This is a genomic window from Humiphilus diazotrophicus (genome assembly GCF_059726315.1).
The window spans coordinates 6,293,544-6,306,212 of sequence record NZ_AP040870.1 but is presented as its reverse complement, the minus strand read 5'-3'; the positions used below and the strand labels follow the sequence as shown (position 1 = coordinate 6,306,212).

9 protein-coding genes are annotated in these 12,669 nt (G+C 51.4%); 6 read left to right on the top strand and 3 right to left on the bottom strand.

Translation table 11 applies throughout. From position 1 onward, the window contains the following. Window positions 1–61: 61 nt before the first annotated feature. Window positions 62–922: an alpha/beta fold hydrolase gene (locus tag AC6I7T_RS25660; RefSeq protein WP_497790618.1), complete on the bottom strand. Its 861-nt coding sequence runs from the start codon at window positions 920–922 to the stop codon at window positions 62–64. 292 nt (window positions 923–1,214) lie between these two features. Here AC6I7T_RS25660 and AC6I7T_RS25655 point away from each other — a divergent pair, with 292 nt between their 5' ends. Beyond that, window positions 1,215–1,691 carry a nuclear transport factor 2 family protein gene (locus AC6I7T_RS25655; RefSeq protein ID WP_497790617.1) on the top strand — a complete coding sequence of 159 codons (477 nt, stop codon included), beginning with the start codon at window positions 1,215–1,217 and terminating at the stop codon, window positions 1,689–1,691. Between the two features lie 255 nt (window positions 1,692–1,946). After that, window positions 1,947–3,188, top strand: coding sequence for an MFS transporter (locus AC6I7T_RS25650; RefSeq protein ID WP_497790616.1), 1,242 nt, complete (start codon window positions 1,947–1,949; stop codon window positions 3,186–3,188). 29 nt (window positions 3,189–3,217) lie between these two features. Here the strand turns inward: AC6I7T_RS25650 and AC6I7T_RS25645 are convergent, their stop codons facing one another. Further along, the gene (locus AC6I7T_RS25645; RefSeq protein ID WP_497790615.1) at window positions 3,218–4,393 is read right to left on the bottom strand and encodes a PepSY-associated TM helix domain-containing protein; all 1,176 of its coding nucleotides are present in this window, start codon (window positions 4,391–4,393) and stop codon (window positions 3,218–3,220) included. 216 nt (window positions 4,394–4,609) lie between these two features. Between AC6I7T_RS25645 and AC6I7T_RS25640 the strand changes: the two genes are divergently transcribed. The 3 genes from AC6I7T_RS25640 (at window position 4,610) to AC6I7T_RS25630 (ending at window position 9,600) form a co-directional block, all read left to right on the top strand. Further along, complete coding sequence (locus AC6I7T_RS25640; protein WP_497790614.1) at window positions 4,610–5,287, top strand: response regulator transcription factor; 678 nt, start codon at window positions 4,610–4,612, stop codon at window positions 5,285–5,287. A gap of 11 nt (window positions 5,288–5,298) precedes the next feature. Continuing rightward, a complete protein-coding gene (locus tag AC6I7T_RS25635; protein WP_497790613.1) occupies window positions 5,299–6,726 on the top strand; it encodes an ATP-binding protein in 1,428 nt (475 codons plus the stop codon). 348 nt (window positions 6,727–7,074) lie between these two features. Further along, on the top strand, window positions 7,075–9,600 hold the full coding sequence (locus AC6I7T_RS25630) for a TonB-dependent receptor (RefSeq protein ID WP_497790612.1): 2,526 nt from the start codon (window positions 7,075–7,077) through the stop codon (window positions 9,598–9,600). A 104-nt stretch (window positions 9,601–9,704) separates the two neighbouring features. Here AC6I7T_RS25630 and AC6I7T_RS25625 read toward each other — a convergent pair whose 3' ends face one another. Then, on the bottom strand, window positions 9,705–10,049 hold the full coding sequence (locus AC6I7T_RS25625) for a hypothetical protein (RefSeq protein ID WP_497790611.1): 345 nt from the start codon (window positions 10,047–10,049) through the stop codon (window positions 9,705–9,707). A 152-nt stretch (window positions 10,050–10,201) separates the two neighbouring features. Between AC6I7T_RS25625 and AC6I7T_RS25620 the strand changes: the two genes are divergently transcribed. Next, window positions 10,202–12,547 (top strand): glycoside hydrolase family 2 protein, encoded by a 2,346-nt coding sequence (locus AC6I7T_RS25620; protein ID WP_497790610.1) that lies wholly within the window; start codon window positions 10,202–10,204, stop codon window positions 12,545–12,547. Window positions 12,548–12,669 lie beyond the last annotated feature (122 nt).

The following is a 12,669-nucleotide window of genomic DNA, read 5'->3' as shown; positions in this document are numbered from 1 at the left end:
GTATTACTATTTCACTTCTCTTAATTCTTCTTTTCCTAAATGTACAAACTCCAGATGGTTGCTAAGCCACCACTCTCTGTTTCGAGAGATCTCCTCTTTCAAGAAAATTCAGAAGCTCGCCATTCACCTTCTCCGCGTGAGTCCAATTCAAGCCATGAGGTCCACCTGGGATAACCACCAGACTACTTCCCTTTACCATCTCATTGGTACGTTTTCCTGTGGCAGCTAATGGAAGAATGCGGTCGGAGTCTCCGTGAATCACCAGCGTCGGAATACTGATTCGTTGAAGATCGTGCCGAAAATCGGTAAGCCATGCTGAGACACAATCCAGCGTGCCCTTGGGAGACGCATTAGCAGCAATATTCCAGCTCATCTGAACGGCCTGTTCGCTGATGCGGTCCTTCAACGCATCGATGTTATAGAAGTCGAACAGGAATTTCGACAAGAATGCCGGACGATCCGCCACAATAGCCTGTTTGATGCTATCGAAAATAGCACCTTCGACCCCTTCGGGATTTTCTGCAGTCTTGAGCAGAAAGGGAGGAATAGCAGCCATAAAGACGGCCTTATTTATGCCCTCGGAACCATAGGTTCCAAGATAGCGTGCGACTTCGCCACCACCCATAGAGAAACCAACTAGCGTTATATCTTCCAGCTCAAGATTAGTAATCAGCTTGAACAGATCCTCTGCGAGAGTATCGTAGTTATACCCAAAGAGGGGTTTGCTGGATTCTCCAAATCCCCTGCGGTCATAGGTGATGACCCGGTAGCCGGCATTAATGAGCACCGGAATCTGTTTCTCCCAGGACCGACTGCTCAAAGGCCAGCCGTGAATCAGGATGATTGGCTTTCCTGACCCATGATCTTCGTAATACAGTTCGATATCTCCCGAGTTTTCTTTGCCAACGGTAATATGTGGCATGGCTTCTCCTCCGGGTCGTAAAAGGTCCACCCCGCCTCTCGGCTATGAGGTACAACCCTGTGGGCTTAGATGTCTCCACCGCTCAGGCGAAAGTTGAATCTTTACAAAAGTTCATAATCGCAAAACGAACGGGCGCCACAAGAAAAGATGTACTCCACGCCACACCTGGCGGATTAACAGAATTGCTGAATCTTTTTCACTCGATAGAGCTTCAGAAGAACAAGGCCTGCATATTTCCGGCTACAAAGCTCAACGAGTAACACTACTACTTCAGTTCAGTAAGGAGCAGCAGATGTCTGTGTCGACCCAGATTGCCCTCGTTCCACCCTTCACCCGTGAAATAGCGATTCTGAAAGTCCGTGCCGCTGAGGACGGCTGGAATTCCCGCGATCCGCAGCGCGTTTCACTCGCCTACTCTATCGACAGCAAATGGCGTAATCGTTCCGAGTTCCTTACCGGACGGGAAGAAATTGTTCAGTTCCTTACGCGCAAGTGGGAGAAGGAGTTGGAATACCGGCTAATCAAGGAAATCTGGGCCTTCGATACGAACCGCATCGCTGTTCGATTCGCCTATGAGTGCCACGATGCAGCGGGGCAATGGTTCCGTTCCTATGGAAACGAAAACTGGCAATTCGATGAAAACGGCCTGATGACTCATCGCCATGCCTCTATCAATGATTTACCTATCAAAGAATCCGAACGTCTCTACCATTGGCCACTTGGACGCCGTCCTGACGACCATCCGGGATTGAGCGATCTTGGGTTATAAGAGACAGAATTTCACATGCAGTACGTAACTACATCGATCACATAACAGCAAAGCTATCAGGACTGCAGTGCGCCCCACACGATTCGCATCTTTCCGCAAATTGTGTGGGGCTCGCCCACCTTTTGAAATGGAGCACGGCGTCAATCGGAAGCTCCTGGCTTCTTCTTCTCCTGGCCACACGGGCAGCAGAAACCGCCAATCAAATTTCACGGTTCTCCACCTGTAAATGCATCCTATAGAATGAGATGCTCTTGTATGGATTACTCCTCCTCTTCCCTGGCAACGCCTAATCAGGTGGAAGTACCCAAATGGCAGAATGCAGTCACGGCAGCCATTCTTGGCTGGATACTGGATGCCTTCGACTTCTTTGTCGTTATCTTTCTGCTCGATACCCTGGCCGACAACTTTCATATCCACAAGAAAGCAATCGTCTGGACGATCTCGCTTACGCTGGCAACCCGCCCGGTCGGTGCGCTGCTCTTTGGCGCTCTTGCCGACCGCATTGGCCGAAGAGTCCCACTGATTTGCTGTGTTCTCTATTTCTCAAGCATTACAGTTCTCAGCGGCTTCGCCCCTAATTTTGCTTTCTTTGCAACCATGCGGGCTCTCTACGGAATTGGGATGGGAGGCTACTGGGGCATTGGAGCATCCTTTGCCATGGAGAGTGCTCCGGCACATCTTCGGGGGCTCTTTTCCGGAATCATGCAGGCAGGCTATCCCTGCGGTTATCTGCTGGCTGCAGGTGGAATGATGACAATCGTGCCATTCTTTGGCTGGCGTGCCATGTTCCTGGTTGGATTCATCATCACTCTCCTGATCGTCATCCTCAGCTGGCTAGCCCCGGAATCTTCTGCCTGGAAGAAGAACCAGCCTCGCTCTTTCAGCGACATTGGCCGCGTTCTCCTGCAGAATTTCAAGATCTTCAGTTACCTGCTCCTGGTTATGGCCGCTATTAACTGCCTGTCTCATGGAAATCAGGATCTCTATCCGGACTTTCTCAAATCATTACCCTGGCTGGCCGGGAAGAAGATTTTGGGAATGAACGTCTTCTACGGTATCCCGATAATCTGCAGCTTCGCCGCCATCTTTGGAGCTATTCTCTTCGGACGTCTTTCGGAATCCTTTGGACGCAGACGCACCATTATTCTCGCGCTTGGTCTCGGAATCGTCTCTCTCGCACCGTGGGCCTTTGGAAGGTCCCTATTGACTCTGCTCTTTGGTGCCTGCCTGATTCAGGCAAGTGCACAGGGAGCCTTCGGAATTATCCCCGCCCACTTAAATGAGCTCTCCCCTGCATCCATCCGGGGACTTTTCCCGGGACTGGTGTATCAGCTGGGAGTACTGATTGCTGCACCCTCCGTCGGAATTGAATATCTACTTCGTGGCCATCTCGGCTATCCCTGGGCTATGACTCTCTTCGAAGCCACGGTAATCATGGTTCTGGGAGTCATCATCCTACTGGGACCAGAAAAGCGGGGCCGCAACCTAAACAGTTAACGCAGCGTGAAAGATCCGGCGGCACCCCATCAACGAACCACCATCTGAGCAACCGCTTCGGCCTTCCGTCTTCGTGCATAGAACGCGCGAATACGGCGCACAAATAATGCGAGTCCGGTCCACACCAGCGCAGCACACGCCAAGCTGGCCAAACCACTCAGCGCCTGTCCGAAAAGTCCTCCAGCTTCTCCTGTGTGAACAACCTTCACGAACATCCGTAACCGTCTACCCAGGTTGTAAGAAGAGAAAGTCTCCAGCTTCAGAACAGCTCCAGAGGTTCGGTCAAAGACCAGTTGCGCCTTCTGATCGGGACGGCTGCCGTTATCGAAATCGATTAAGAAGGTTATCTTGCGGTCGGAGGCATGGGGAAGAATCACAGTCAGGCTGTGCTCGCCAATGGCCTGCTGACGAGCGCTGAGGAAAAGCTGATCGATGCTGAGAAATGCCGGTTGCGGAGTACCTGCATCCTCCGTCCTGTTTTCATGCTTCGCTTCCTTCGAGCTCTCAGCCGCATTGGGAGGAGGGCTACCAGCCAACCGGTAAAGAAGATTTGTGGCCCAGGGATACGAGAGAATCAGACCTGTAATCACAATGACAAAGAGTGGTCCCGCTGCCCAAATGCCCATCACGTTGTGACGATTCCAGTTCCAGGCATGGCCCTTCAATCCGATACGGAGAAAGAGGCTGTTTTTGATTCTCGGCCAGCTCCATCTTGGAGGACACCAGAGATAGAGCCCGGTCACAATCATGACCAACAAAGCAAAGGTGAATACCCCCTTAACAGCCCGCGCCAGAGGTTTCCTGTCGGGAGAGGCTCCAAACCAGCGATGTAACCCGGTTATCGTCGCAAAGAATGCTCTTGTGTGTATCGCACCATGTCCTAGAACTGCGCCCGTATAGCGATTCAGGAAAAGTCTGCTGTCCTTCCCAAAGTCAATCTCAATCGGATTGCGATTATCCGATGGAATGACAATCGCTGACGGAGACTTTCCTTCGGCCCCCTGTGCCAACGACACCAGGCGATGTATCGACATCGCTTCCACAGTAGACGGCACCACCTGGGAGCGGTAATCGCGCTCAGCAAAAGCAATGACCTGGCGTTCAAAGGTCAACATGCAACCGGTCAGTGAGAGGAACAGGATCACCACACCAGCAAAAGATCCCGTAATCAGGTGAATCCAAAAAATCAGTCGTCTCAGGCTCATCAGTGAACTTCGAACTCAATATTCCGATGGAGGCATTTGCTGTACTTGAGAATCTGGAGAACTCCGGATTGCTCTCCATATTCCAGCCAACAGCTCTGTTTATTCAACATCCTCAACCTTAAGAAGACCTGAGAATTATCAGTTGTAATCAAAATTTCATTTTCCTGTAAGCCTAAAGACACATAGCCTAGACACAGCTCTTCACGAAACTTTCCTATGAACGTGCTGGTTATCGAAGACGACAAGAGAATTGCAAGCCTTGTCGAACGCGGATTAAAAGAAAACGGTCACCGAGTAGTCCTCTCCCACAATGGACGCGAGGGGGCAGAGATGATGCTGACCGGGAAATACGATGCTGCGTTGCTCGATATTCTTCTACCCGGTATGGATGGCTTTGCCGTCCTTGAAGAGGTACGTTCGAGGCGATGCAAGACCCCCATCTTGGTCTTAACGGCCGTCGATGCGGTTCCGCGTATCTTGCAGGCCTTCGATCTCGGTGCAGACGATTATCTGGTCAAGCCATTTCTGCTGGAGATCCTCCTAGCCCGCGTCTCGGCAATTGCCCGCCGCGTGCAAAATACAGAACCCGCTCCCATTGACGTTGGAGGAATTACGCTGGACCGCAGCCGCAGGGTGGCTATCAAGAACGGCAAACAGATTCCCCTTACAAGAAAGCAATTCGAACTGCTTGAGGCTCTGATGCGGCGAAGCGGCTTGGTGACCTCTCGCGAACAGCTAATTGAGGCCGGTTGGGGATATCTGGCAGATGTGAAGGAGAACACGCTCGATGTTTATATTCACGGTCTGCGAACAAAGCTGGAAGGTAAACCAGATACAGATCGTCCTCTGATTCGCACAATTCACGGAACCGGCTACATGTTTGTAGCCGACTAGGACCGGATACCATGGGCTCTCTATCTGTACGCGCCAAGCTTACGTTATGGTACCTTCTGGTCACCTTTTCAGGGCTGCTGCTCTTCGGAATTCTTTCCTACGGAGCTCTGCGCTTCGCTCTTTTGCAGGGGAAGAAATCTCATCTGCTCGGGCGAGAACAGCGCTTGAATCATTTCCTGGAAGAGAACAATGCTCAACAAAAGCCGCTTCCATTGACCAGCCTCCTGCATAACTATTCGCTGGTGACCCACGAAGGCAAACTAGTAGAGATTCGGAACCCAGATGGAAGCCTGCTATTTCCACTGCAGCAAAGCGGAGAAGACTGGCTTTCGGCAGCCCCGGAGAATTGTGCCCAAACCATCTTCCACTATCAACAAATAGAAGGTCAGCCTGCAATGGTCATGTGCCATCTGATCCTATTGGATGGCAAGCTGGTACGTCTCTATGTCGGCGGAACCCTCGAAGAAGAGTTCTACATACTCAGGATTTATCGCAATTCTCTGCTCTTGCTCATGCCCGGACTGCTGCTACTCGCGGCCATCAGCGGATATTTCCTAAGCCGCCGGGCGCTCAAACCAGTCGACCGCCTGACGAAAGCTGCTATCGGCATCGGTATAGGAAATCTCTCCGCACGACTGCCGGTTCCTGCCGCCAAAGATGAGCTCCAACAACTCGCTGTGGCATGGAATCAATTGCTGGGACGATTGGAAGTTGCGATCTCGCGGCTCAGTCAGTTTTCCGCAGACGTATCGCATGATTTAAGAACCTCAATTACGGTAATTCTGGCCACGGCGCAACTCTCTCTCCATCGTCATCGTTCGGAAGAAGAGTATCGGGAGAACCTCGACAAGATCGTCAATGAATGCCGCACAGCCTCTACCTTGCTCGATGCACTGCTCTCTTTGGCCCGTAGCGATACTTTTATGCACGAAGTAGCCTTCCAGAGAATCGATGTCTGCGAGCTGGTGGTCAGCGGTTGCAGACGAGTCGAGGATCTGGCGGAGTCCAGCGGCATTATGCTCGATTGGTATCTTCCGGATGCTCCTGTATATATCGAAGGCGACGAACTACTTCTGCAAAGGCTGCTGGGAATCCTTCTCGACAATGCCATCAAATACACACCGGAGCACGGGGAGATAAGAGCAGAGGTCTCTGGAAACACGAAAGAGATCCTGGTAACCGTTCGCGATACCGGAATAGGCATGACAGAGGAGGTGCGGCAGCACGTCTTTGACCGCTTCTATCAGGCCGATCTTCGTGAGCGTAAAACTCAGGCAGGAAGCGGCTTAGGACTGTCCATTGCCAGATGGATTGCAGATGCTCACCGCGCAGAACTCACCGTAACCAGTACTCCACTTCAAGGCTCAGTCTTCCAGATTCGTTTTCCAGCCAAAGAAGAACTGCAGGCGGAAGATCTTCACGACCAGGTGATTTCCTAAAGGCATAGTGTGGTACAGCCTCTATGCCAGGCATCTTAAAAAAATCTGAAACGCGTCTGAAGAAAAGCTGAACGACCACAAGAAAATGTAACTACCCAATGCCGGATTCTGGCAAGTTCGGACTTTATGACTATAAGTTCATCCAACAGATCCACATGGGGAAGGTTGATGAATCCCCAGTAAAATCAGGTCATTCGTTGTATCTCGCCGTGATTCCATTCGGAAACAGCCAAAGGAAACGATCCGATGAAAAGCTGCATTCACAACCATGTAACCTCCGTTTCACAATCGGCAGCTATTTTTCTCCCACTGACGAAATAGTGCTCAGCTTTTTTGGAGGATCTATTGATGCGAAGTTTCTTGAGCCGCTGGCCCCGTGTGCTGACCGTTTGCATAACGGTCCTTTTCCTTGCCGCAGGCTCTGTTAGTCTGCCCGCACAGCAAGATACCCAAGGATCTCTTGCCGGAACGGTTCTCGATATTGGGGGAAAAGCAATTGCAAACGCTACTGTCGTTGTAAAAAACGATTCGACCGCAAACAGTCAGAAGTTGACTACCGACACTCAAGGACATTTCTCAGCAACAGGCCTGTCCGCTGGCAAATACAACGTTGAGATCGCGGCCGTTGGCTTCGCGGCAACCAGCCGCAAGGGCGTGCAGATCGATGCAGGTCAAACCCAAAATTTACCCGTTACCCTGAAGATTGAAGGATCAAGCGAACAGGTCATTGTGGAGGCATATAACTCCGGATCGATTGCCGCCCAATACGCGCCCATGGATGGGCTGCTGGAAGCGCGCTCTGCACGTACTGAAATCAATTCGATCTTTATCCAGAACTTCACATCGCCGGTATCGGACTATAGCGAACTCACCCAGATGGCACCTGGAACGTTCAGCATCAACTCCAACGGAGTCGGACTTGGTGACAGCAAGATGTACTTCCGTGGTTTCAGCGACGGACTCTACGATATTACTTTCGACGGCATCCCTTTTAACGATACCAATACTCCGACGCATCACTCGTGGGCATTCTTCCCATCTCAGTGGATCGGCGGCATCGACTTTGACCGTGGCCCAGGTTCCGCTTCAACCATCGGGCCAACTCCCTTCGGCGGCTCGATTAATCTGCTCTCGCGCGACATGCCGACGGAACAGAATCTCCGAGGAGGCTTCTCCTACGGCTCGTTCAATACACAGCTGATGGACTTCGGTTTTGATTCGGGGAGCATGGGTGGAGTCACAAAGAAGAGCAACCTACAGATCGACTTTCACAAGTTGACCTCCGATGGCTATCAAACCTTCAATTTTCAGGAACGCAATGCCGGATCGTTGAAATATCAGCTAAAACTCTCCGACAAGACGACGCTGACAGGCTTCAGCGGAGTCCTCATGCTCGACACCAACACACCAAACGTGAAGGGACCGACTCGTGCCCAGGTAGCACAGTACGGAGACAATTACCTGCTACAGAATACAGATCCTAAGCAAGGTAACTATTATCGATACAATTATTACCACGTGCCTACCGACTTTGAGTACGTCGGAGTCAAAAGCGAATTAGGGAAAGGCTGGTTCCTGGATAGTAAGCCCTATACCTACAGCTACAACAACGCGCAATATTATGCGAATACGCCTCCGTCGAATAAGTCGGGACTCATCGATGCAAGCTGCGCTACCCCGGTAACAAAGAAGGGAATCACCTCCCTGCCCTGCGCCATCGATAAGCTCAACAGCTATCGCAAATACGGAGAGATCACAACTCTCAACCAGGCCTCCCGGTATGGAGTCTTCCGCACAGGCTTCTGGTATGAATGGGCTACGACGAACCGCTATCAGATCCCCTCTAACCCGCTCACGAAGCAGGATGACGCTCTGCCAAATTTCCACGAACGCTTCTATACCAATTCCTATCAACCCTTTGCCGAATACGAATATCACGCCACAGGGAAGATAACTCTCACAGGTGGTCTCAAATACGCCCACTACGACATGAATTTGAAGCAATATGCCGATAATGGCAAAACAGTTGGTAACCTGGGCGGTAAGGCTGCTGTTGAACACGCAGCAGGCTACAATTCTTACCTACCCTCGGTCGACGCGAATTATCGTCTATTGAGCAATTGGTCCGTGTATGGACAATTCGCCACGGGCAGCGTAATTCCACCTAGCAGTGTGTTCGATGTTACCGGAGGCAATGTCAATTCCAAGTTCCTGCCCAAACCGACCTATGCCAGAAGCTATCAGGGCGGCAGCGTAGTCAAGCTCAAGAAACTGACACTCAACACCGACTACTACTACACCCATTTTGAAAACTCCTATTCCACCTCCAGCGATCCTAATTGCGGGATCTGCTATATCTCCTCCGGAGCTTCAGTCACCAAAGGCTTTGAAGGAGAAGCCAATCTCTACCTGATTCAGGGACTCAGCTTCTATGCCAATGGTACCGTTGGCACAGCCAAATACGTTTCGGATGGATTCGCCAATAAGGGACAGTGGGTTGCCAACGCTCCATCCAACACCGAAGCACTAGGCCTGACGTATCAGCAAAAGTATCTGGATTTCGGGATCTTCAATAAACGGGTTGGTCCGATGTGGAATGACAATGGAAACTTTAATCAGGTGATTCCCATCGATCCCTTCAACGTAACCAACATGTTCTTCAATTACACGGTGAGAAACGGATCGCATTTCGACCAGACAAAGATCCGTTTGAGCTTCAATAATCTATTCGATCAGCACAACATCACCAACGTGAACATGGCCAACTCGGCCTTATCGAAGTTTCAGCCCTCATCCACCGATGTCCTCGGCTTGCTGCCAGGGAGGAGCGTTACCCTTTCGGTAACCTTCGGCTTTGCCCCCAAGGGACGGTAGGGTTTCCATATCGAGAACAAACCACTATTCACTTCACAATGCCCTAGGAACTCCTAGGGCATTTTCATTTCAACTTTGCCTTATAGTTACTGGCAAAAGAAGCATCATTCCGTGTAAGGAACGCCAAAGGTCAGATCGGAGTCCTTCGGTGGGCGATGGAATTCGCCAATAATCTTCACCGGCTTTTCCATCTCGTTCCAAATCTTCAGGGCCTCATCATTCATATACAGAAACCGCATCTGTTCGCGGCTAACCCCACGACGACTATAAACACTGATTACACTGACCAGATTCGTGCGGTCAGTCTCCGCCAGGTACGGACCCATGCTTATTGCGGGAGAGTTCTGAAGATCCCGCATCTCCTCCGCGCTTTGCGAAATTACTTTGTAGTTCAACGCCATATTCGTTTCGACTGTCCCCCTGACAAAAAACCGGCGCCAGGAGCTCATCCTCTCCGCAGACCAAATTCGCCTGATTGGTGTCGGTCAGTCTTTAGTCTAATTGACAAGGTCAAAAAGGCCCTCTAGGGTTCAAAGGGAGATTGAACCTGGGCCGAATTTCTGTTTCAAAACCGAGTTCAGGAGAAAACGGACAAATAGGTATGGATCGTCGAGATTTCATCAAGGGGACTAGCGCAATGGTTGTCGGAACCTCATTTTCTTCCGCAAGTGCCGCTATCGCAACAAACTTTGACTCACCGGCAGAAGCACCCGGCCGCCAGGTATTTTCCATCAACCGGGGCTGGCGCTTCAGTCGGACCATTGCAGCGGAGGGCCACTCCAAATCGTTTGACGATTCACAGTTCGAACGGGTCGTGGTTCCGCATACCACGGTAAAGCTCCCCTGGCACTTCTTTACAGAGAAGAGCTACGAAGGAGTCTCTCTCTACCGTCGTCCGCTCAAACTACCCAAAGACCTGAACGGTCGCCGTGTCTTCGTCGATTTTGAAGGCGTCATGACCGCCTCAACGGTGTGGCTGAACGGAACCAGGCTGGGCGAATACAAAGGCGGATATACTCCTTTCTCCTTTGAACTGACCCAACATCTCGACCCCAGCGGAGAAAACCTGCTGGCCGTCGATGTCGATTCCTCTGAGCGTCCCGATATTCCTCCGTTTGGAAACGAAGTAGACTATCTGACCTTTGGAGGAATCTACCGCGAAATCTCTATCCGGGTTGTCCCCCACACTTATATCGAGAATTTCAAGGCTATTCCTAAGGATGTGCTTTCCAATCCTCATCTTGAGATCACCTGCTATCTTGACCGCGACACCACTACGGTACCCAAAAACTTGTCTCTCCAGGCCGAGCTCATGGATGGAGAAAAGGTCCTGGCCAAAGCTGTACAGCGTGTCGAGAAAAACCTTCTGCAGCAAAAGAGTGCCTCTGTAACCTTCACAATGACAAACCTGGGCGACATCCAGCTCTGGGATCTCAAGAATCCGAAGCTCTACAACGTCCAAGTCACCCTTCTAGAAGAGGGCCATCCCACCGATCGGAATATGTGCAGAATCGGCTTCCGCGAAGCGATCTTTACCGACCACGGTTTCTCGATTAACGGCAAGATCGTCAAGCTGCGCGGGCTGGATCGGCATCAGACCTTTCCCTTTGTCGGCCAAGCAATGCCCGGCCGGGTACAACGCAAAGATGCCGACATTCTACGCAAGCAGTTCAAATGCAATATTGTCCGTACTTCGCATTACCCCCAATCCCGGCACTTCCTCGATCGCTGCGACGAGATCGGATTATTAGTCCTGGAAGAGATTCCCGGATGGCAACATATCGGAGACAAGAACTGGCAGGATATCTCCGTCGATAACGTCTCGCGAATGATCCGTCGTGACTGGAATCATCCATCCGTCATTCTTTGGGGCGTGCGTATCAACGAATCGCGGGATAACCATGATTTCTACGTCCGAACCAATGCCTTGGCTCATCAGCTCGATCCCAGCCGCCAGACAGGTGGTATCCGAAACTTCCAGGGATCGGAATTTCTGGAAGACGTCTTCACGATGAACGATTTCGGTTTCCCGCTAAAGGAACCCAACCATCCCCGCTATCTGAATACGGAATTCGTCGGGCATACTTATCCGTGCAAGACAATCGACACCTCCGACCATGTGCGGGAACACACGCTGAGACATGCCAGAATTCACGACCAGCTGGCCTCCAATCCGCAATATGCAGGTGGTATTGGATGGTGTGCCTTTGACTACAACACTCACAGTAACTTTGGTTCAGGAGACCGCATCTGTTATCACGGTGTTGCCGATATCTTCCGTGAACCTAAGCCTGCAGCAGGTTTTTACAAATCACAATGCGATCCTGAGGAAGAGGTTATTCTAGAACCGGCTTTCCACTGGGCACGCAATGACGAGCCCACCGGCTTCACCATCGCGATGGTCTGTTCAAACTGCGATCACCTGAAGTTCTATATCGACAAGGGGCACGGCTTCGAACTAGCCGCCGAGGCCGATCCCGACCGCAAGCAATTCCCACATCTCCGCTACGCGCCATTCATGCTGGATGTCGACGCTCAACCGAGTACTCGCGACTGGGGAGATCTGCGCATCGAAGGTTATATTAATGGCAAGTTGGCAATTACCAAGACCTACGCAGGCAGCGGTGTCTATGGCAAATTCCTGATGGCCGCCGATGATGAAGAGCTGATTGCCGACGGTGCCGATACGACTCGCGTAGTTATGAAGGTCGTCGATGCTTACGGCGGAGCTCCGCAGGTCGTTGCAGCCGAGGCAATCAGCCTGGAGTTGGAAGGCCCAGCAGAGTTGATCGGTGAAAATCCCTGTTCCCTGGTTGGCGGCACGATGGCAGTGTGGATACGTGCGAAAGAACAGGCCGGAACAGTACGACTGCGTGCCAAACACCCCTATCTGGGAACAGCAGAGGTTGAGCTTCGGATTACCGAAACACCGGCAGAGACCATTTAGAGCAAAACCAGCGTTACTATGTCCCATCCCAATTCGGCGATGTGCAGGTTTTCTCGGCGGAAAACCTGCGTAGGGAGTTGTGCTTCGGGATACACCTACGCTGGTTTTGCTCTAGGGCAATT

Excerpts from the sequence above, each read along its gene's own strand:
- AC6I7T_RS25660 (WP_497790618.1), bottom strand. The coding sequence starts at position 922 with ATGCCACATATTACCGTTGGCAAAGAAAACTCGGGAGATATCGAACTG.
- AC6I7T_RS25655 (WP_497790617.1), top strand. The coding sequence starts at position 1,215 with ATGTCTGTGTCGACCCAGATTGCCCTCGTTCCACCCTTCACCCGTGAA.
- AC6I7T_RS25650 (WP_497790616.1), top strand. The coding sequence starts at position 1,947 with ATGGATTACTCCTCCTCTTCCCTGGCAACGCCTAATCAGGTGGAAGTA.
- AC6I7T_RS25645 (WP_497790615.1), bottom strand. The coding sequence starts at position 4,393 with ATGAGCCTGAGACGACTGATTTTTTGGATTCACCTGATTACGGGATCT.
- AC6I7T_RS25640 (WP_497790614.1), top strand. The coding sequence starts at position 4,610 with ATGAACGTGCTGGTTATCGAAGACGACAAGAGAATTGCAAGCCTTGTC.
- AC6I7T_RS25635 (WP_497790613.1), top strand. The coding sequence starts at position 5,299 with ATGGGCTCTCTATCTGTACGCGCCAAGCTTACGTTATGGTACCTTCTG.
- AC6I7T_RS25630 (WP_497790612.1), top strand. The coding sequence starts at position 7,075 with ATGCGAAGTTTCTTGAGCCGCTGGCCCCGTGTGCTGACCGTTTGCATA.
- AC6I7T_RS25625 (WP_497790611.1), bottom strand. The coding sequence starts at position 10,049 with ATGAGCTCCTGGCGCCGGTTTTTTGTCAGGGGGACAGTCGAAACGAAT.
- AC6I7T_RS25620 (WP_497790610.1), top strand. The coding sequence starts at position 10,202 with ATGGATCGTCGAGATTTCATCAAGGGGACTAGCGCAATGGTTGTCGGA.